Genomic DNA, 19,087 nt, shown 5'->3' with positions numbered 1-19,087 from the left:
CGGCTCACCGGGTGACCCGCTCCAGGACCTGCAGCACGTGCTCGTAGGGCCGGCCCGTGGCCTCCGTGAGGGCCTGCTCGCACGTCCGGTTCAACGATGCATATGCACCGAAATCACCGGCCCGCACCTCTGCGGCCTCGCGCCGCGTGGCGGAGGCCGTGAGCTCCGGGTGCAGCATCCCGCGGTCCCCGGCGTAGCCGCAGCAGCCCCAGTCCACGGGCACGGTGACCTCCCGGGCGCACGCCCGGGCCACCCGCATGAGGTCTTCGATGGCGCCCAGGTGCACGGACGAGCACGTGGGGTGCACGGCCAGGGTCTCCAGGGGTGCTCCCCGGTCCAGGCCGGGCAGCACGTGCTCGGCGGTGAAGGTCACGGCGTCCACGAAGCGCAGCTCGCGGTACACGGGATGGTCCGTGGCCAGCTCCCGCATGGTCTCGAGCCCCTCGGTGCAGGACGCCGCATCGCACACCACGGGCAGGCGTCCCTGCTCGGAGGCTTCCCGCAGCATCCCGAGGGTCCGCTCGGTCATCGTGGCGTAGCCGGTGGGCAGCCCCTTGGACTTCCACGGGGTGCCGCAGCAGGCCGAGTCGATGCCCTCCGGGATCCGCACGGCCACACCGGCGCGCTCGCACAGCCGCAGGAACGCCTCGGAGGCCGAGGGGCCCTCCCCGGTCACCGTGCCGAACATCGCCCCGATGCACGCGGGGAAGAACACGGCCCGGACGGGATGGTGCTGCGCGGAGGCCGACGCCGCGGCGTCACCGCGGGCGGCCATCGCCCCCGGTTCCGCCGCACCCGTTCCCACGGCACTCGCGCCCGGGGTGCCCGCAACCCCTCGGGACGTTCGCTCGGCAGGGGAGGGCGCGGGCGGCGTCGTCAACCGGGAGCGGTTGCCGCCACCCGCCGGGAGCGTGGCGTTGTAGCGGGGGACCGTGTCCGCGCCGAGCACGGCGCGGGCCGCGCGGGTTGCGGAGACCGGAAGCACCGCGGGCATGCGCGAGGCCAGCGTGAGGGCGAAGGACGCCCCGGCGGACGTCGCGGCCCACGAGCGCGCGGCGGCCCCCCACGCGAGGTCCGCGACCGTGGAGTGGTTCTCCGCGCGCAGCCGGCGCACCAGGTCACCCGTGTTGATGTGCACGGGGCACGCCGTGACGCACATGCCGTCCACCGCGCACGTCTGCAGCCCGGCGTAGTCGTACTCGCGGCGCAGCCGTGCGGCCAGGGCGGTGTCCCCGCGCTCCTCGGCCCGGGCGATCTCCCGGCGGCCCACGATGCGCTGGCGCGGCGTGAGCGTGAGGTCCTGGGACGGGCACACCGGCTCGCAGTAGCCGCACTCCACGCAGCGGTCCACCTCGGACTCCACGGGCGGGGCGGTCTTGAGGTCCCGCAGGTACGCGCGCGGGTCCTCGGTGAGGATCACGCCGGGGTTGAAGCGGTTCCCGGGGTCGATCAGGGCCTTGAGCTCCACCATCACGGAGTGCAGCTCGTCCCCGTACTGCCGCCGCACGAACGGCGCCATGATGCGTCCGGTGCCGTGCTCGGCTTTCAGCGAGCCCCCGCGGCCGAGCACCAGGTCCACCATCTCCTCGGTGAACCGCTCGTAGCGCTCCAGCTGGGCGGGGTCGTCGAACTGCTCGTTGAGCATGAAGTGGACGTTGCCGTCCTTGGCGTGGCCGAAGATCACGGAGTCCCGGTAGCCGTGGGCGTCGAACAGCCCGGTGAGCTCCTCGCACGTGCCGCCCAGCTGGTCCACGGGCACCACCACGTCCTCGAGCAGCGCGTTGGTGCCCTGCGGCCGGTTGCCGGCCACGGTGGTGTAGAGCCCCTTGCGCACGGTCCACAGGCTCGCGCGCTCGCGGGGGTCAGTGGTCAGGGACACGGGCCCGGTCAGCTCCAGCGCATCGAAGGTGGACGACGCCGCCTGCGCCAGCTCCCGCACACCGTCCGGGGTGTCGTGCTGGTACTCCACGAGCAGCGCGGCCTGCTGGTCCACGGGGATGTCCATGATCGCGGGCGGGGCGAGCCCCGTGCGCTGCGAGACCGCCAGGGACGTGGCGTCCAGCAGCTCCAGGGTGGCGCAGTGCGAGCCCACCAGCTCCGGCACCGCGCTCGTGGCGGCCACCACGGTGGGGAACACCAGCAGGCCGGTGGCCACGTGCGGGTGCACGGGCACGGTGCGCAGGGTCGCGCTCGCCACGAACCCCAGCGTGCCCTCGGAGCCGATCATGAGGTGCTCCAGGATCGCCACGGGGTCCTCGTGGTCCAGGAACGAGTTCAGCCCGTAGCCCATGGTGTTCTTCATGGCGAACAGCCGCTCGACGGTCCGCACGGACTCCGGGTTGCCCCGCACGCGGTCCCGCAGCCGGAGCAGGCCCTCGAACAGCTCGGGCTCGCGCGCCCGCAACGTCTCGGCGGCGTCCGGGGCGGCGGTGTCCAGGACCGTGCCGGAGGGCAGCACGAGCACCATGGACTCCAGGGTGCGGTACGTGTTGAACTCCGTGCCGCACGCCATCCCGGAGGAGTTGTTGGCCACCACTCCGCCCAGCGTGCACGCCGACTCGCTCGCCGGATCCGGGCCCAGCGACCGCCCGTGCGGGGCCAGCCGGGCATTGACCTGGCGCACGGTGACGCCCGGCTGGACGCGCACGCGGGCGCCCCGGTCCAGGACCTCCACGGCCTTGAAGTGCCGGCGCACGTCCACGAGCAGCTGGTCCGTGACGGCCTGCCCGGACAGGGACGTGCCGCCCGAGCGCAGCGTCAGCCCCGCGCCCGCCTCCGCGGCGGCCGCGAAGATGCGCCCCACCTCGGACTCGTCCCGCGGACGCAGCACCGCGCGGGGCTGCAGCAGGTAGTGGGAGGCGTCGTGGGCCACGGCCCGCCGCTCCAGCTCCCCGCTGACGACGACGCCGCTGCCGCACTCCCGCTCGATCCTGGCCACCGCGCGGTCCAGCGGGGAGGCAGGGGTGGCAGGGGCGGCGTCGTCGGGCCGGTGGGTGGGGAGGGGGAGGCGGATCGGTGCCATGGGAAGTACCTCAGTCCGTGAGAGTGACCAGAACGGCTTGCGGCGGGCAGAAGAGCCGCACCGGGGCGAAGCGGGATTCCCCGAGTCCCTGGGAGATGTTCACGGGGACGCCCCGGTGCTCGATGAGCCCCTTGCAGATCGCCGGGTCCAGGTCGCAGTTGCTGACCAGCGCGCGACCCCCGGGCAGGCAGACCTGGCCGCCGTGGGTGTGTCCCGCGAAGACGATGTCCGCGCGGTCCGCGGCGAAGCGGTCCAGGGTCCGGAGGTACGGCGCGTGGGCCACCCCGATCCGCACGTCCGCGGGTGTCGGCTCGCCCTCGGGGAAACCGGGGTGGCGGTCGTAGTTCAGGTGGGGGTCGTCCACGCCGGAGAAGTCGAGGACCGCGCCGGCCACCTCCAGGCGCTGGGAGCGGTTGATGAGCCCCACCCAGCCGTGGGCGTCGAAGGCCCGGTGCATGTCCTCGGTGGGCAGCCGCGGCGCCTCGTCCTTCTTCTCGCTGGCCGTGGTGCGCCACAGGTAGCGCGCGGGGTTCTTGGGGCGCGGCGCGAAGTAGCAGTTGGACCCCGGGACGTACACGCCGGGGAAGCGGAACAGGGGCTCGAGGACCTCCAGCAGGTACGGCAGAGCCTTCATGTGGGAGAGGTTGTCCCCGGTGTCGACCACCAGGTCCGGCTCCAGTGCGGCCAGGGAGTGCACAAAGCGCTTCTTGGCCTCCTGCCCCGGAACGGTGTGCAGGTCCGAGATGTGCAGCACGCGCAGCGGCCGTGCGCCCCGCGGGAGGACGCGCACCGTCTCCTGCCGCAGCTGGAAGCGCCGACGCTCCACCAGGGAGGCCCACGCCAGTGTGCCCGCTCCCGCGGCGAACAAGCCCGCCCCGGCCGCGGCGACGAATCGCGCGGCCGGGGCGGTGCCGGTCTCGGGTGTTGCGGTCACTTCGTGGTGGAGAGGACGTTGGCGGGCGGGTCCGAGAAGGGCGCCGTGCTGTAGCTGGGGGCCACGGCCTTCATGTAGTTCTGCCACTGGGCACCCGCGTAGGTGGCGCCGTCCACCCAGTCGGTGCCCGAGCCGCCGGTCTTGCCACCGATGTTCAGACCGTTGAGGGAGCGCGAGCCGTACTCGTAGTTGCCTACCCAGGACGCGGTGGACAGACCCTTGGTGTAGCCGAGCATCCACGTCTGGGTGGAGTTGTCGGTGGTGCCCGTCTTGGCGGCGGACGCGTTCGGCAACCCGATCCCGCGCTGGTACGCGGAGCCCTTGACGATCACCTGTTCCAGGACGTGGTTCACGCCCTGCGCCACTTCCTTCTTGATCACCTGCTCGCACTTGGTGGCCGGGACCTCGTAGTTCTTCCCGGTGCTGTCCGTGACCTTGGTGATGGCGCGCGGCTCGCACATCACGCCGTCGTTGGCGAACGCGGAGAACGCCCGGGCCATGGTCATGGGGGAGATGTCCGCAGAACCGCCCAGCAGGGAGGAGAGCACCGTGGTGTCCACGGGGTCCCCGGTCTTGCCGTCGTGGATGCCCAGGGCCTTGGTGATCTCACCGATCGCGCACAGGTCCAGGTCCGCGGCCATGGCGTACAGGGCGGAGTTGATGGAGTTGTAGATGCCGTAGTCCACGTCCATCACCTTGTTGTAGCCCGGTGTGGCGTTCTGGAAGGTCAGACCCTCGCCGTTCGTCCCGGGCTCGATCTTGTACCCGTTGGGCAGGCACGAGGCTTTCCACTTGTAGTCCGCGGGGTAGTTCAGCTTCCGGGCGTCGATGCTGGCCTTGACGCCCTTGCCCGAGTTGATCCACTCGGCCAGGGTGAACGGCTTGAACGTGGAGCCCACCTGGAACCCGCCGGCGCCACCCATGGAACTGTCCACGTTGAAGTTGTACGTGGTGTTGGAGTCACCCTCCGCCGCGGAGTAGTTGGTGTTCTGCGCCATGGACACCACGTGGCCGTTGCTGGGCTCCAGGGAGACCAGGGCCGTGGAGACGTTGTCCGGGTTGTTGTCCTTGGGCTGCGTGGCGTTGACCTGCTCCTCCGCGGCCTTCTGGGCCTTGGGGTCCAGAGTGGTCTGGATGGTCAGTCCGCCGCGCTGCAGGGTGGCCAGACGCTCCTCCGGGGTGGCCCCGTAGACGTCCGACTGCATGATCTCGTTCTCCACGTAGTCGCAGAAGTACGGTGCCGACTTCGCCGCGGAGCAGCCCGAGTTGGTGGGGTGCACGTCCAGGGTCATCGGCTCCTTGGCCGCCTTCTCACCCTCCTCCTGCGTGATGGCGCCGGTCTGCACCATGGTGTCCAGCACCACGTTGCGCCGCTGGGTGGAGGCCTCCGGGTTCACCTGGGGGTCGTAGTAGTTGGGGGACTGCACCATGCCGGCCAGGGTGGCGGACTGCGCGATGCTGAGCTTGGAGGCGGGGATGCCCCAGTAGTACTGGGCGGCCGCTTCCACGCCGTAGTTGGAGCCGCCGAAGAGCACGATGTTCAGGTAGCCCTCGAGGATCTCGTCCTTGGACTTCTCCTGCTCCATGGACAGGGCGAGCTTGATCTCCTTGACCTTGTCCACCACGCCCTTGTCGGCGCCGATGGTGCTGGTCTCCTCGCCGTTGCGCACCTGCTGGTCGATGATGAGGTTGTTCACGTACTGCTGCGTGATGGTGGAGGCACCCTGCCGGGCGCTCGGGTTGACCAGGTTGTTGGCCATGGCACGGGCAATGCCCCACGGGTCCACGCCGCCGTGCTCGTAGAAGTCGCGGTCCTCGATGGAGGTGAGGGCGTCCACCATGTGCGGGGAGATCTCCTCCAGCGGCACGGGATCGCGGTTCTGGGCGAAGAACTTGGCCACCTCGGTGCCGTCCTTGGCCACCACGGTGGACGCCTGGGACACCGGGCCCGATTCCATCTCGGCGGGCAGGGACTTGAACCAGCCGACGGAGGCGTTGGCGGCCATTCCGGCGGCCGCGGCGGGGGGGATCAGGAGCCCGGCCACGACCACTCCGGCAACCACGGCAACCGCGATGAACGCGATGACGTTGCCCAGGACCGAGGTGGGCTCAGGGCCCGATGTGTTGCGTGATGCCATTGCGCCAGTCTACAAGCCGGGTCCGACCGCGGCGGTCCACCCGAGGTGCGGTCCGGCTGTGATGTCCCCGGCAGGCAGACCCGCGCGCGAGCACGTCCCGGCAAGTAGTGTGGTGGCCATGACCACTTGGGAATACGCAACCGTTCCGCTCATGATCCACGCCACCAAGCAGATCCTGGACAACTGGGGGGAGGACGGGTGGGAGCTCGTGACCGTGCTGCCCGGCACTCAGGCCGCGGACACGCCCGCGGGCAACATGACGGCGCCCGTGCAGACCAACCCGATCGCCTACTTCAAGCGTCCCAAGAACTGAGCGCGGGGAGGATCACACCATGAGTGAGGAAGTCGAAGCCAGGATCGCGCGGCTCGGACTCCAGCTGCCCGAGGTGGCCAAGCCCCTGGCGGCCTACGCCCCGGCCGTGGTGAGCGGCAACCACGTCTACACCGCGGGGCAGCTGCCCCTGGTGTCCGGTTCGCTGCCGGCCACCGGCGTGGTGAGCGACTCCGGCGCGGAGGGCACCGTGTCCCCCGAGCGCGCCGCGGAGCTCGCCGAGCGCTGCGCGCTCAACGCCATCGCGGCCGTGAAGTCGCAGATCGAGGACCTGGACCGGGTCCAGCGCATCGTGAAGGTCACGGGCTTCGTGGCCAGCGCCCCGGACTTCTACGGTCAGCCGGCCGTGGTGGACGGCGCGTCCACCCTGCTGGGCCGGGTCTTCGCCGGTGCCGGTGTGCACGCCCGCTCCGCCGTGGGTGTCAGCGTCCTGCCGCTGAACTCCCCGGTGGAGGTCGAGCTGATCGTCGAGTTCGCCTGAGCATGTCCGGGCACCGCGGCGGGGAGCGCATCTTCACCGTGCCCCCCGCCCACGCCAAGGCGGCCCGGGCGTGGCTGGACCGCGGGATCGGGCTCAACGGCTCCTCACCGCGGCACGGCGCGGCCACCGTCTTCGTGAGGGACGGAGACCGCGGGGTGGAGACCCTCATGCTGCACCGCCCCGGGCGGCAGGCCATGGGCACGCTGTCCTTCCCCGGCGGCATCACCGAGACCAGCGACGACGAACCCCTGGACTGGCGTGGGCCGTCCTCGGCGGAGTGGGCCCACAAGCTGCTCTCCGAGGACATCGGCCTGGCTCGGCGCAGCCTCGTGACGGCGGCACGCAAGACGTTCGTGGAGGCGGGAATCCTGTTCGCGGGCACTCCCATGCACGGGGTGGCGGAGAACGTGGAGGGCGTGGACTGGATGCGCTCGCGCGAGCTGCTGGCCACGGAGGACATCTCGTTCGCGGACCTGCTGGCCAAGCGCAGCATGGCGTTCCACAGCGAGTGCCTGCGCCCCCTGTCCCACTGGGCCACCTCGGACTTCGTGCACCAGCGGCTGGACCTGCTGTTCTTCGCGGCCGCGGTGCCCGTGGGGCAGCGCCACTGCGCACTGGCCACCCAGCGCGGTCGGGCCTGGCTGGGATGGGTGGATGCCCGCGCGCTGCTCGAGGACCCCTGGTCCACGGACGTGCCCGAGACGTTCCGGCGGCAGGCGGAGGACTCCGCGCGCAGCGACGACCCCTGGCACTTCGACCTGGAGGAGCTCACCACGCCGGGCGTGCGGTGCGCGGTGGAGGCCGTGGCCGAGGCGTCCTCCGCGGTGGCCTTCCTGGCGGCTCGGCGGGACATGCGCGTCAAGCGGCCGCGGCTGGACCTGCGGGACGGCGAACCCGTCCTCGTGCTCGACGGCTGAGACCCGTCCGCACCCCGGGAACGGCGCAGAACGTGAGACGCCCGCGGCAGGTGCCGCGGGCGTCGTCGTGCTCCGGGGAACGGATCAGCGCGAGCGCTGCTTGAGGCGCTGCAGGTCCAGGATGACCACGGCGCGGGCCTCGAGACGGATCCAGCCGCGCTGGACGAACTCGGCCAGGGCCTTGTTCACGGTCTCGCGGGAGGCGCCGACCAGCTGGGCGAGCTCCTCCTGGGTGAGCTCGTGGGCCACCAGGATGCCGTCCGTGGCGGGGCGGCCGAAGCGGTCCGCGAGGTCCAGCAGCGCCTTGGCCACGCGGCCGGGGACGTCCGAGAACACGAGGTCCGCGAGGTTCTCGTTGGTGCGGCGCAGCCGGCGGGCCAGTGCCTGCAGCAGCTGGGCGGAGACCTCGGGGGAGTGCTGGATGACCTTGCGCAGGTTCTCGTGCTTGAGACCGGCCAGGCGGGTCTCGGAGACCGCGGTGGCGGACGTGGAACGGGGGCTGGGGTCGAACAGCGCCATCTCGCCGAAGATCTCGCCCGGGCCCATCACGGCCACGAGGTTCTCGCGGCCGTCGCTCGCGGTGCGGCCGAGCTTGATCTTGCCGGAGACGATGAAGTAGAGCTGGTCGCCGGGATCGCCCTCGTGGAACAAGGTGGCGCCGCGGGAGAGATCCACCTCGGTGATCTCCTTGGTCAGAGCGGCGAACGCCTCGTCGTCCAGGGAAGCGAAAAGCGGAGCGCGGCGCAGGACGTCGGTATCCAAGGTAGATCTCCTCACGAAGAAGGGTGAGCCCGTGTGGGGGCCACGTGCTAGATGACGTTCCATCGTAACGAATTTCACACGGTCCGGGTCCAGTCCCTCGGGTGGTGCTCAGAGTGAACGTTCAGGGAACTGTCGGATTTCCGTCCCGGGCCCATTGCACGGCGCCCGGATTCATGGTCCACCCCGTCACCCACCGTATGCTCGACCCGACACGCACCAGCTCCCCGCGTGGCCCCCCACCTTTGAGGACCTTCATGACCCTGGCCCTGAACCTTCTGGACGTGCTGCTGATCGTCGTGCTCCTGGCGTACCTGGTGGCCGGATACCGCCGGGGGTTCTTCCGGTCTCTTGCCGCCATCCTCGGGCTGGTCCTGGGCGCGGTGCTCGCGTTCTGGGCCGGCCCCGTGGTGGCCTCGTACGTGGACCCGCAGTGGCAGATCCCCGCCGTGCTGCTCACGGTGCTCGTGCTGCTGGCGCTCGGGGAGTACCTGGGCACCGTGCTGGGCCGGACGCTGTCGGGGCTGCTGGAGAAATCCGGCGTGGGGCTGCTGGACCGGCTCGGGGGTGCGGTGCTCAACGTGGCGGTGGCGGCGCTGGTCATCTCCCTGCTCGGTTCTCTGGTGGGCCAGTTCGGTCTGCCGGGACTGTCCCAGCAGGTGGCGTCCTCACAGGTGCTGCGGGGCATCGAGCGGCTCACGCCGGACGCGGTGCGCCATGCCATGACCCAGACCCGCAACGCGATCAGCGGCGCGCAGGGCATCCGCCAGCTGGACGAGCTGCTCTTCCCCACGGAGGCGGCGCCGGATCCCCAGGACACCCCCGACTCCCAGGTGGTCGCGGATGCCGGGCAGTCCGTGGTGCAGGTCTACGGCACGGCCGCTCAGTGCGCGCAGAACCAGACGGGCTCCGGGTTCGTGGCGCAGCCAGGCACCGTGGTCACCAACGCCCACGTGGTGGCCGGGGTGGACCAGCCGGTGGTGGAGACGCGCGACGGTCGCGTCTACCCGGCCCAGACGGTGCAGTACGACGCCGCCTCGGACCTCGCCGTGCTGCGCGTCCCCGACCTGCCGGAGGCCCCGCTCCCCATGCAGAGGGAGGTGAGCCCGGGGGAGACCGTGTCCTTTGCGGGGTACCCCCTGGGTGGCCCCTACACCCTGCGCCCGGCCACCATCCAGGGTGAGGCGGTGGCTCCCGTGCAGAACGTGACCACGGGCGAGACGCAGACGCGCAGCATCATCCAGATCGCCGGCAACGTGGAGCAGGGCAACTCGGGTGGTCCGCTGCTCGACGCCGACGGTCAGGTGGTGGGCGTCGTGTTCGCCAAGGCCGTGGAGGGTGAGGCCGGGTACGCCATTCCCGTGGACCGGGTCACCGAGATCCTCGCATCGGCGGGTGACTCCACCGCTCCAGTGCCCACGGGTCAGTGCGTGGCGGGCTGAGTCCCTTCCCGGGGACGCGGGTCGATCGGGCGCAGTGAGCACGCCGCCGCCGGTGGCGCGGGCGCGCTGAGCACGCCGTGGCAGGGCGGGGCTGCGGTGCTCTCAGCCGATCCCGAGGTTGCGGGCCACCACGTCCACGGCCAGCTCGTACCCGAGCACCCCGGCCCCGGCGATCACGGCCGTGGCCTGCGGTGAGACGAACGAGGTGTGCCGGAACGCCTCCCGACGGTGGACGTTGGAGATATGCACCTCCACGACCGGCATCTCGCACATCTCCAGCGCGTCGTGGACGGCCACGGAGTAGTGGGTCAGGGCGGCGGGGTTGATCACGATGCCGCAGGCCTCCGTGCGCGCCCGCTGGATCCAGTCCACGAGCTGGCCCTCCCAGTTGGACTGCTCGAACACGACCTCCAGGCCGTAGCTCTGCGCCCTGGCGCGCACGTTCGTCTCCACGTCCGCGAGCGTGGTGCTCCCGTAGATCTCGGGCTTGCGCGTCCCCAGTGTGTTCAGGTTGGGGCCGTTGAGGACGTGGATCGGCAGCTCGCTCATGCCCCCATTCAAGCGCATCGGCCCCGCACACCTCGCCACGGGCGCACGACGCCGCGGTGCCTCTCCCGGGCAGATCGCGCGGGCCGTTCCTCCGGCGGGCGCCGCCCGGGCGTCCGGCGGTCTCCGTCGCGGGGCCCTCGCCATGGACGACGCCGCCGCGGTGCCTCCCGTGGGGAAGGCGCCGCGGCGGCGTCGTGAACGCGGTGGTGCCGGTGGGCTACTTGGTGCCGAGCGAGTCCACGATCTGCTGCATGACCGTCTGGTCCGCGAGCGTGGAGACGTCCCCCACGGGGCGGTCCTCGGCGACGTCCTTGAGCAGACGGCGCATGATCTTGCCCGAGCGGGTCTTGGGCAGCTCGGGGACGATCAGCACCTTCTTGGGCTTGGCGATCGGGGAGATCTCCCGGCCCACGTGCGCGCGGATCTCCTCGGCGAGCTCGGCGGCGTCCCGGTTCTCGGCGGTGGCCTGGTCCGAGAGGATCACGAACGCGAACACGGCCTGGCCCGTGGTCTCGTCCTTGGCGCCCACCACGGCGGCCTCGGCCACGGACGGGTGGGAGACCAGCGCGGACTCGATCTCGGGGGTGGACAGGCGGTGGCCGGAGACGTTCATGACGTCGTCCACGCGGCCCAGGATCCACACGTCGCCGTCCTTGTCCCGCTTGGCGCCGTCACCGGCGAAGTACTTGTCCCCGAACTGGCCCCAGTAGGTGTTCACGAAGCGCTCGTCGTCACCCCAGATGGTGCGCAGCATGGAGGGCCACGGCTTGCGGACCACCAGGAAGCCGTCGGTCTCGTTGGGGAGGGAGGTGCCGGCGTCGTCCACCACGTCCACGGCGATGCCCGGCAGCGGCACCTGCGCGGAGCCCGGCTTGGCGGTGGTGACACCGGGCAGCGGGGAGATCATCATGGCGCCGGTCTCGGTCTGCCACCAGGTGTCCACGATGGGGCAGCGCCCGCCGCCGATCACGCGGTGGAACCAGGTCCACGCCTCGGGGTTGATGGCCTCGCCCACGGTGCCCAGCAGGCGCAGCGAGCTGAGGTCCCACTCGCCGGGGATGTCCTCGCCCCACTTCATCATGGTGCGGATGGCGGTGGGGGACGTGTAGAGGATGCTCACGCCGTACTTCTGCACGATCTCCCAGAACCGGCCGCGGTGCGGGGAGTCCGGGGTGCCCTCGTAGATCACCTGGGTGGCGCCGTTCACGAGCGGCGCGTAGGTGATGTACGTGTGGCCGGTGACCCACCCGACGTCCGCGGTGCACCAGTAGACGTCCGTCTCCGGCTTGAGGTCGAACACGTTCTTGTGCGTGAACGCCGCCTGGGTGAGGTAGCCGCCGGTGGTGTGCAGGATGCCCTTGGGCTTGCCGGTGGTGCCGGAGGTGTAGAGGATGAACAGCGGGTCCTCGGCGTTCTGCTCCGAGGGCGTGTGCTCGGTGGAGGCGTTCTCGGTGACCTCGTGCCACCACACGTCCCGGCCGTCCTGGAACGCGACGTCCTCGCCGTTGCGCTTGACCACCACCACGTGCTGGACGGAGCTCCCGCCCTTCTCCAGGGCGGCGTCCACGGCGGGCTTGAGCGTGGTGGGCTTGCCGCGGCGGTAGGAGCCGTCCGCGGTGACCACGAGCTTGGCCTCGCCGTCCTCGATGCGCGAGCGCAGGGCGTCCGCGGAGAAGCCGCCGAAGACCACCGAGTGGATCGCTCCGATGCGCGCGCACGCGAGCATGGTGATCACGGCCTCCGCGATCATGGGCAGGTACACGGCCACGCGGTCGCCCTTGCCCACGCCGAGCGCCTCGAACGCGTTCGCGGCCTTGGAGACCTCGTCCTTGAGCCGCGCGTACGTGTAGGACGCGCTGTCCCCGGGCTCGCCCTCGAAGTACAGGGCCACGCGGTCCCCGTTCCCGGCCTCCACGTGGCGGTCCACGGCGTTGTACGCGGCGTTGAGGGTGCCGTCCTGGAACCACTTGGCGAAGGGCGGGTTGGACCAGTCCAGCACCTCGGTGAACGGGGTGGACCACGTGAGCAGCTCGCGGGCCTGGTCCGCCCAGAACTCCTCGCCTTGCTCCTCGGCCCGCGTGTACAGCTCCGCGGTGGCGTTGGCCTGGGCGGCGAACTCCTCGCTCGGGGCGAAGGTCTTCGGCTGGGCTGCGGGATCCGGGGTCATGGTGCTCCTTCACTGGGGCCGGTGCGCGCCGCTCGCGCGGACGCGTGGTGCAGTTCACATTCTTCCGCTCAGCCTAGTGGAACCGCGCGGGCGCGCTCCATCGCGCGCGGGCGCATGTCGGGCTCGTTCCGTGCTGTTCGGGCGGGTTTGACCCCCGTCACGGCGCGCACCATGATCGAGGGCATGGAGACCCCCGCCGCAGCCGAGCACGTGCGCTTCGTCCCGGCGCGGCAGGCGGAGCAGGCGGCCGCGCGGCGTCGTCGTGCCGGGAGCGAGACGGCCCTGTCCAGGACGCGGCGCGCGCGGCGCATCCAGCGGATCCTCGCGCAGACATACTCCTACGCCGTGGCGGAGCTGGACTTCGACGACGCCTGGCAGCTGCTCGTGGCCACCGTCCTGTCCGCGCAGACCACCGACATCCGCGTCAATGCGGTCACGCCGGGGCTCTTCGCCGCGTACCCCGGCCCGCGCGAGCTGGCCGAGGCGCCCGCCGAGGACGTCCAGGAGATGGTGCGTTCCCTCGGCTTCTACCGCTCCAAGGCACGCTCGATCCAGGCCCTGGCCACGCGCGTCGTGGACGAGTACGACGGCGCCGTGCCCGGCACGCTCGCGGAGCTCGTGACCCTGCCCGGCGTGGGGCGCAAGACGGCGAACGTGGTGCTCGGCAACGCCTTCGGGGTGCCCGGCATCACCGTGGACACCCACTTCGGGCGGCTCGCCCGCAGGCTGGGATGGAGCACGCAGGAGGATCCGGTGAAGGTCGAGGCGGACGTGGCCGCGCTGTTCCCGCCCGCGCTGTGGACCGAGCTGTCCCACGAGCTGATCTACCACGGTCGGCGGATCTGCCACTCGCGCCGGCCGGCGTGCGGGGTGTGCCCGGTGGCGGACCTGTGCCCCTCCTACGGCGAGGGCCCCACGGACCCGGAGGCGGCACGGACGCTGCTCGGCTACGAGCTGAAACCCGGCCGCGAGGACCTGCTGGCCGGGTTCATGGCGGGACGCACCCGGCGGCAGCTGCGCGCCGAGGGACACACGCTCAGCGCGTGAGAGGACGGACGATGACCACTTCCCAGGCCCAGCCGGGCAGCCCGCGCGAGCAGCTCGTGGAGCTCGCGCGCCACGGCAACTCCGTGGTCATGCACGACCGCGAGCCGTGGCGGATCGGGCAGCTGGACGAGAACTTCCGGCACTCGGCGGTGCTCATCCTGTTCGGCGCGCTGGACAGTGTGCCCTCCGCCTATGCCGAGCACGCGGAGGGTCCCGGGCGGGACCTGGACGTGCTGCTGGTGCAGCGCGCCTCCACGCTGCGGGCGCATCCCGGCCAGGTGGCCTTTCCGGGCGGGCGCCTCGACCCTCCCGACGGCGAGCTGGGCACCACCGTGGAGACCCCCGGCGGGACCGTGAGCGCCCCGCACGTGCGCGCGGCGCTGCGCGAGGCGCACGAGGAGACCGGTGTGGACCCGGACGGCGTGGAGGTGCTCGGCGCGCTGCATGAGGTGCCGCTGCCCGTGAGCAACCACCTGGTGACCCCCGTGATCGGGTGGTGGCGCAGCCAGTCGCCCGTGGACGTGGTGGACCACGCCGAGTCCTCCCTGGTGTTCCGCGTGCCGGTGCTGGACCTCATCAACCCCGCCCACCGCTACTACGCGACCGTGACCCGGGGGAGCCAGACCTACAAGTCCCCGGCGTTCGACGTCTCCGTGGCCGGGGTTCCCGAGACCGTGACCGTGTGGGGCTTCACCGGCGTGGTGCTGGACCGCGTGCTCGAGTGGCTCGGGTGGTCCGTGGAGTGGGACCGCTCGGTGAAGCGGCCGGCGCCGGGGATGGGGCCGAAGGAGTAGAGGGACGCGCCACCCCGTGCATGCCCCGGAATCGGTGCAGCCTGTGGCGGGAGTGGATCGCGCCGATCAGGGCACCGGCCTACGCCTGATCGGGTCACCTCGGGCGTGCCATGGAAGGCGCGGGCCGTGTGAAAGACTCCACCGCATGACGGTGAAGCAGTCGGAGATCGACCGGGTCCTGGAACTGGAGTGCGATCTGCAGACACGTTCCACTCGAGGTGATGGTGCGCGTCTCCGTGAACTACTGGCACCGGATTTCGTCGAAATTGGTGCTTCCGGTCGCCAATGGGACCTGGAGACGATCCTTGGTCTCCTGAGCAGGGAATCGAGTGCATCTGACAGCGCGGAGATCGAGATTGTTGGTTTGTCGGCACGCACCTTGAGCCCCGACGTCGTTCAGGTGTTCTGGGAATCTCGACGAGGGGAACAACGTGCTCGCCGGACATCCTTGTGGCGGCGCTGCGGCGGCGACTGGCAGCAGGTCTACCACCAGGGAACGCCGCTGACCTGAAATCGCTGCACCGAGGCCTCACGTGCTGGCTTCGGAGGACGTGGCTGACCACGTGTGCACTCCGATGGTGCAGGGCGGTGTGGGGCGATTCCGCGCCCGCTCACAGACCTCTGCTGGAGACTTCCCCTCAGCCCTCGTCGAGGCGCATGGTGCGCACGGGTCGTGACGTCACCAGCAGCAGGACACCCACAAGTCCCACGAGGCACACGCCCAGGCCCAAGGCGCTGCTCATCCCTGCAGACACGGCGGCGCCGGAGAGCACCGGGGCCACCACGGAGGCCAGCCCGCCCACCAGCCCGAAGGTGGCGAGCACGCGTCCCTGCATGCCGGGTGCGGTGCGGGCGAAGACGTAGCCGAACAGCCCGCCGTTGAGAGCGGGGGAGGGCAGCATGCACACCACCGCGATCACGAACATGAGCACGGGGTGGGGCGGCACCGTGAAGAACGCTCCGAACGCCGCCACCATGAAACCCAGGCCGAGGATGGCGTTCCAGCCGGCGGGAACATGGTCGGTGACGACCGGAGCGATGGCGCTGCCGAGGATGCCTCCCACCGCGAACCCGGCCATGACCAGCCCGATCTGGAATGCGGGCATCCCTTCGGCGCGCAGGGAGAACACGGCCCAGGTGGTGGCGGTGAACACCATGAGGTTCACCAGTGGCGCGCTGATCAGCACCCGGAGCAGCGCGGCTTCACTGGCGAGGTAGCGCAGACTCTCGCGGTATCCGCCGATGATCTGGCGGGGCAGCATGCGTCTCCGGGCGTCTGCACCGGGGGTGGGCGGAGGGCCCAGATCGACGGTGATGGCACGCAGGCACAGCAGGAACCCGGCATCGCACACGCAGCGCAGAATGAACGGCAACCCCGGGAGAACGCCGTAGAGGGCTCCCGAGGCGGGGGACCCGACGATGGAGAGCGTGGCGCTTCGTGCGTGTCCTGCACTCACGGCCCGCGGGTACTCGACGGGCGTGATCAACGTCTTGAGGGATCCGTCCAGGGCCGGATCCGACAGGCCGGAGGCGGCCGAGGCCACCGCAGTGAGAGCGACGAGAATGACCGCGAAGCCCCATGACGGCCCCGCGTCCGCCAGGGTGACGGCCACGAGCAGGGCGGCCAGAGCGACGTCGGCGGCGCACAGCACCAGGACGGCCCGGTTCAGGAGCGTACGACGCGATCTCAGGTCCGCGAGCCCGCCGCCCACGATCCCTGCCACCAGTTCGAGTGCCGTGAGGCAACCCGCTGCCACGCCGGCAACAGCGACATTCCCGGTGGCGTCGATGATGGCCAGGGAAACCGCCAGGTTGGTGCTGGACGACACCGTCAGGAACGTGGTGGCCCCGAACCACCGTCGGTAGGACGCATGACGGAACGGGTTGCGAGACTTCACCACTGTGCGCTGCGGGGCCTTTGCCGTTGGGAGCGAGACGCCTCAACATAGCACCGGTGTGTGCTGCAGCTCACTTCGCGTCCGCGTAGGACGTCACCACGGTCGTGGCCACCGGGACCTCCACCGGCACCGTGCCGAACACCGTGCGCACCGCCTGCTCCGCGGCATGCTCCACGATCTGCTGCACCCGGTCCGCGTGCTGCTCGGCGCAGTGCACCATGACCTCGTCGTGGAGGAAGAACACGAGTTCCGCGTCCACGTCCGCGCTGTGCAGGCCCTGTCGGATGTGGCCGAGCCACGCGAGCGCCCACTCCGCGGCCGAGCCCTGGACCACGAAGTTGCGGGAGAACCGGCCGTGGCTGCGGGACGCCTGCGCGGCGCGGCGCTCGCCGGCCTGCGTGTCCGTGGCGCGCTGCACCTCGAACCACTCCGGGCCCGGCGCGGGGGACCAGCGGCCCAGGTAGGTGCACACCTGCTGGCCGAGCTCGCCCACGCGCGCGGCGTGCTCCACGTAGCCCACGGCCCGCGGGAACATGCGGGTCAGCTGCGGCATGAACCGCCCGCCCGCCCCGGACGTCGCGCCGTACATGGCCCCGAGCAGCGAGAGTTTCGCGTGGGAGCGCTCCGTGAGCTCGGAACCGCGGGCCTGGCCCTGCTCCGCGATGGCGGTGTAGAGGTCGCGGCCGCGCGAGGCCTCGGCCAGGGCGTCGTCGCGCGCGAGGATGGCGAGCACGCGCGGCTCGAGCTGGGCGGCGTCCGCGACCACGAGCGCGTGCCCGGGGTCCGCGCGCACCGCGTCCCGGATGTACTTGGGGATCTGCAGGGCACCCCCGCCGCGCGCCGCCCACCGGCCGGTGACGACGCCGCCCACCACGTACTCGGGGTGGAAACGGCCCTCCTGGACCCAGGTGTCCAGCCAGTGCCACCCGGTGGCGGAGAAGACGCGGGAGAGCTTCTTGTACTCGAGCACCGGGGCCACGGTGGCCACGCGCTGCTCCTGCGGCTGACCGTTGACGAGCGTCCAGTCCTGGAGCTTGAACGCGCGGGTGGTGTCCACGTCCACCCCGGCGTTGCGCAGGGCCTTGAGCAGCTCCACGGGTGAGTCCGGGTTCAGGGTGGGAGCAGCCAGCGCGGTGCGGACCTCCTGCGCGAGCTCCTGCATCCGGGCGGGGCGCTCCTCACCCGCCGGACGCGGGCCGAGCATGTCCTCCAGGATCTGCTCGTGCACCGTGGGGTTCCACGGGATGCCCCGGTGGCGCATGTCCGCGGCCACGAGCGCCCCCTGGGACTCGAGGCTCAGCAGCCGTTCGAGACGCTGCGGGTTCCGGGCCGTGGTACACGCGCTGGTCTGGGCCGCGAGTTCGGCAATCAGCTCCGCGACCCCCGGTCCGTGCTCCTCCGCCACCGCGAACAGCGATCCCTGGTTGCTCGCCGGCGCGGGCGACCGGGGCCCGGGGACGTGCCGGGGGTCCGCCGGTTCGAGGACGGGGTGGTAGACGAGGGGTCGGGGTTCCCCGGCGTCGTCGGGCGCGCCCGAGCCCGGGGCGGTGGAGGCCGTGGCCAGGATGGTGGCGCACAGTCCCAGGTCTCGGCACCGCGTGACCCACACCCCCGCGGCGCACAGCAGCGCGGCGGGCACGGAGGTGTCCTGCCAGGTCCACACCGGGGGCTGGACGCCTGCGCGGGCGGCCGCCTCCTCCCGCTGGGCGACGACGCCGGGCAGCTCGCCGTCCGAGACCGTGAGTTCCTGCCCCGCGCGCTCGCCGTTGGCGGAGACCACCTGCAGGACCCAGGTCCCGGGCTCGGCGGCGGCCACCACGATGTGCATGGGGTTCATTATGGGCCGGGGCTCCGACAGCGGCGGCCCGCTGCGCCGAGCTTCCGCCCTGCCGGATCTCTGCGGGGGACCCTGTGTTCTGAGTGTCCGGCGGCGGACGGGCGGCAGAACAGGCCGACGCGCCACGGTCAGCTGGCGGACTCACCCGGCGGCGAGCACCTCACCCGGCCGCGAGCACCTCCCGGGCGTGGGCGTACTTCCGCGCCAGCCGGGCGCGGGTGTCCTCGTCCAGCAGGGCCGTGCGGGCCGGGTCCGTGTTGTCGTCCAGGTCCGCCTGCTTCACGGCGCGCGCCAGGGGGTGGGCGGCCACCCGCCGGTAGTAGTCGTCGCCGTCCTCACCCGGCCGCCGGGTCATGGCGTCCACCCCGGCAACGACGTCCTCGGGGAAGTCCTCGCGGAGGTCGTCGAGGGTCACCACGGTGTCCTCCACGACGTCGTGCAGCCACGCCACCACCTGTGCGGCGTCCTGCTGGTCCGCGGCGGCGTAGTGGCGAGTCCGCTCCGCCACTCGGCGGGGGTGGTCGATGTAGTCCGCCCCGCTCTTGTCCGTCTGGCCCCGGTGCGCCCGGGTGGCGATGTCCCTGGCGTGGTCCGTGAGAGTGCTCATGGCTCCTCCTGCATGCCGGGCGGGAGCGGTGAGTGCTGCGCATGGGCGGGGAACCGCCCACGCGTTCTCGGAGCCAGCACGTCCCGTCCCGCTGATGCGTCCAGGTCTACCGGATGGCCAGGACACGCATAAGCGACGGCGGCCGCTCCCAAAGCCGGGACGCG

General features: G+C 71.4%; 16 protein-coding genes. 7 read left to right on the top strand and 9 right to left on the bottom strand.

The window, feature by feature from the left end; all coding sequences use genetic code 11:
* Window positions 1–4: 4 nt before the first annotated feature.
* The 3 genes from HMPREF2833_RS05585 to HMPREF2833_RS05575 are packed head-to-tail and all read right to left on the bottom strand — an operon-like array spanning window position 5 to window position 6,094.
* Window positions 5–3,022, bottom strand: coding sequence for an FAD-binding and (Fe-S)-binding domain-containing protein (locus HMPREF2833_RS05585; RefSeq protein WP_070636893.1), 3,018 nt, complete (start codon window positions 3,020–3,022; stop codon window positions 5–7).
* Window positions 3,023–3,032: 10 nt separating this feature from the next.
* Window positions 3,033–3,956, bottom strand: coding sequence for a metallophosphoesterase (locus HMPREF2833_RS05580; RefSeq protein ID WP_070636891.1), 924 nt, complete (start codon window positions 3,954–3,956; stop codon window positions 3,033–3,035).
* Window positions 3,953–6,094: a transglycosylase domain-containing protein gene (locus tag HMPREF2833_RS05575; protein WP_070636889.1), complete on the bottom strand. Its 2,142-nt coding sequence runs from the start codon at window positions 6,092–6,094 to the stop codon at window positions 3,953–3,955. Before HMPREF2833_RS05575 ends, HMPREF2833_RS05580 begins: the two co-directional genes overlap by 4 nt.
* Window positions 6,095–6,212: 118 nt before the next feature.
* On the opposite strand from HMPREF2833_RS05575, the gene HMPREF2833_RS05570 reads away from it, so the two are divergent.
* From HMPREF2833_RS05570 to HMPREF2833_RS05560, 3 genes are read left to right on the top strand one after another with little or no spacing between them, the layout of a single operon-like run.
* Window positions 6,213–6,407, top strand: coding sequence for a DUF4177 domain-containing protein (locus HMPREF2833_RS05570; RefSeq protein ID WP_019310048.1), 195 nt, complete (start codon window positions 6,213–6,215; stop codon window positions 6,405–6,407).
* A gap of 19 nt (window positions 6,408–6,426) precedes the next feature.
* Window positions 6,427–6,906: a RidA family protein gene (locus tag HMPREF2833_RS05565; RefSeq protein WP_019310049.1), complete on the top strand. Its 480-nt coding sequence runs from the start codon at window positions 6,427–6,429 to the stop codon at window positions 6,904–6,906.
* 2 nt (window positions 6,907–6,908) lie between these two features.
* Window positions 6,909–7,823 (top strand): NUDIX hydrolase, encoded by a 915-nt coding sequence (locus HMPREF2833_RS05560; RefSeq protein WP_059281737.1) that lies wholly within the window; start codon window positions 6,909–6,911, stop codon window positions 7,821–7,823.
* An 84-nt stretch (window positions 7,824–7,907) separates the two neighbouring features.
* Here the strand turns inward: HMPREF2833_RS05560 and HMPREF2833_RS05555 are convergent, their stop codons facing one another.
* Window positions 7,908–8,585, bottom strand: a complete 678-nt coding sequence (locus tag HMPREF2833_RS05555; RefSeq protein WP_019310051.1) for a Crp/Fnr family transcriptional regulator — start codon at window positions 8,583–8,585, stop codon at window positions 7,908–7,910.
* Between the two features lie 254 nt (window positions 8,586–8,839).
* On the opposite strand from HMPREF2833_RS05555, the gene HMPREF2833_RS05550 reads away from it, so the two are divergent.
* On the top strand, window positions 8,840–10,024 hold the full coding sequence (locus tag HMPREF2833_RS05550; protein WP_070636887.1) for a MarP family serine protease: 1,185 nt from the start codon (window positions 8,840–8,842) through the stop codon (window positions 10,022–10,024).
* 102 nt (window positions 10,025–10,126) lie between these two features.
* Here HMPREF2833_RS05550 and aroQ read toward each other — a convergent pair whose 3' ends face one another.
* Both aroQ and acs read right to left on the bottom strand, forming a co-directional pair.
* Complete coding sequence (gene aroQ / locus HMPREF2833_RS05545) at window positions 10,127–10,573, bottom strand: type II 3-dehydroquinate dehydratase (protein WP_029603198.1); 447 nt, start codon at window positions 10,571–10,573, stop codon at window positions 10,127–10,129.
* 217 nt (window positions 10,574–10,790) lie between these two features.
* Window positions 10,791–12,740, bottom strand: a complete 1,950-nt coding sequence (gene acs / locus HMPREF2833_RS05540; RefSeq protein WP_070636885.1) for an acetate--CoA ligase — start codon at window positions 12,738–12,740, stop codon at window positions 10,791–10,793.
* Between the two features lie 183 nt (window positions 12,741–12,923).
* Between acs and nth the strand changes: the two genes are divergently transcribed.
* From nth to HMPREF2833_RS12130, 3 genes are all read left to right on the top strand, one after another.
* Window positions 12,924–13,787, top strand: coding sequence for an endonuclease III (gene nth, locus HMPREF2833_RS05535; RefSeq protein ID WP_180956170.1), 864 nt, complete (start codon window positions 12,924–12,926; stop codon window positions 13,785–13,787).
* An 11-nt stretch (window positions 13,788–13,798) separates the two neighbouring features.
* Window positions 13,799–14,581: an NUDIX hydrolase gene (locus HMPREF2833_RS05530; protein ID WP_070636884.1), complete on the top strand. Its 783-nt coding sequence runs from the start codon at window positions 13,799–13,801 to the stop codon at window positions 14,579–14,581.
* Between the two features lie 145 nt (window positions 14,582–14,726).
* Window positions 14,727–15,092, top strand: coding sequence for a nuclear transport factor 2 family protein (locus HMPREF2833_RS12130; RefSeq protein ID WP_083310937.1), 366 nt, complete (start codon window positions 14,727–14,729; stop codon window positions 15,090–15,092).
* Window positions 15,093–15,219: 127 nt separating this feature from the next.
* Here HMPREF2833_RS12130 and HMPREF2833_RS05525 read toward each other — a convergent pair whose 3' ends face one another.
* The 3 genes from HMPREF2833_RS05525 to HMPREF2833_RS05515 form a co-directional block, all read right to left on the bottom strand.
* The gene (locus tag HMPREF2833_RS05525; RefSeq protein WP_141756161.1) at window positions 15,220–16,479 is read right to left on the bottom strand and encodes an MFS transporter; all 1,260 of its coding nucleotides are present in this window, start codon (window positions 16,477–16,479) and stop codon (window positions 15,220–15,222) included.
* A gap of 70 nt (window positions 16,480–16,549) precedes the next feature.
* Window positions 16,550–18,307, bottom strand: coding sequence for a bifunctional 3'-5' exonuclease/DNA polymerase (locus HMPREF2833_RS05520; protein WP_070636880.1), 1,758 nt, complete (start codon window positions 18,305–18,307; stop codon window positions 16,550–16,552).
* 169 nt (window positions 18,308–18,476) lie between these two features.
* On the bottom strand, window positions 18,477–18,923 hold the full coding sequence (locus HMPREF2833_RS05515; RefSeq protein WP_070636878.1) for an HD domain-containing protein: 447 nt from the start codon (window positions 18,921–18,923) through the stop codon (window positions 18,477–18,479).
* Between the last annotated feature and the right edge of the window lie 164 nt (window positions 18,924–19,087).

Origin of the sequence: Kocuria sp. HMSC066H03 (assembly GCF_001812045.1) — a bacterium.
In the GTDB taxonomy this organism is placed as follows: Bacteria; Actinomycetota; Actinomycetes; order Actinomycetales; family Micrococcaceae; genus Kocuria; species Kocuria rhizophila.
The sequence above is the reverse complement of the archived record's forward strand: the minus strand, read 5'-3'. Positions and strand labels throughout refer to the sequence as shown.

What these genes read in the sequence shown, in the direction of transcription:
- HMPREF2833_RS12130 (WP_083310937.1), top strand. Translation starts at nt 14,727, where the DNA reads ATGACGGTGAAGCAGTCGGAGATCGACCGGGTCCTGGAACTGGAGTGC.
- HMPREF2833_RS05530 (WP_070636884.1), top strand. Translation starts at nt 13,799, where the DNA reads ATGACCACTTCCCAGGCCCAGCCGGGCAGCCCGCGCGAGCAGCTCGTG.
- HMPREF2833_RS05550 (WP_070636887.1), top strand. Translation starts at nt 8,840, where the DNA reads ATGACCCTGGCCCTGAACCTTCTGGACGTGCTGCTGATCGTCGTGCTC.
- nth (WP_180956170.1), top strand. Translation starts at nt 12,924, where the DNA reads ATGGAGACCCCCGCCGCAGCCGAGCACGTGCGCTTCGTCCCGGCGCGG.
- HMPREF2833_RS05565 (WP_019310049.1), top strand. Translation starts at nt 6,427, where the DNA reads ATGAGTGAGGAAGTCGAAGCCAGGATCGCGCGGCTCGGACTCCAGCTG.
- HMPREF2833_RS05575 (WP_070636889.1), bottom strand. Translation starts at nt 6,094, where the DNA reads ATGGCATCACGCAACACATCGGGCCCTGAGCCCACCTCGGTCCTGGGC.
- acs (WP_070636885.1), bottom strand. Translation starts at nt 12,740, where the DNA reads ATGACCCCGGATCCCGCAGCCCAGCCGAAGACCTTCGCCCCGAGCGAG.
- HMPREF2833_RS05585 (WP_070636893.1), bottom strand. Translation starts at nt 3,022, where the DNA reads ATGGCACCGATCCGCCTCCCCCTCCCCACCCACCGGCCCGACGACGCC.
- HMPREF2833_RS05560 (WP_059281737.1), top strand. Translation starts at nt 6,909, where the DNA reads ATGTCCGGGCACCGCGGCGGGGAGCGCATCTTCACCGTGCCCCCCGCC.
- HMPREF2833_RS05570 (WP_019310048.1), top strand. Translation starts at nt 6,213, where the DNA reads ATGACCACTTGGGAATACGCAACCGTTCCGCTCATGATCCACGCCACC.
- aroQ (WP_029603198.1), bottom strand. Translation starts at nt 10,573, where the DNA reads ATGAGCGAGCTGCCGATCCACGTCCTCAACGGCCCCAACCTGAACACA.
- HMPREF2833_RS05515 (WP_070636878.1), bottom strand. Translation starts at nt 18,923, where the DNA reads ATGAGCACTCTCACGGACCACGCCAGGGACATCGCCACCCGGGCGCAC.
- HMPREF2833_RS05520 (WP_070636880.1), bottom strand. Translation starts at nt 18,307, where the DNA reads ATGCACATCGTGGTGGCCGCCGCCGAGCCCGGGACCTGGGTCCTGCAG.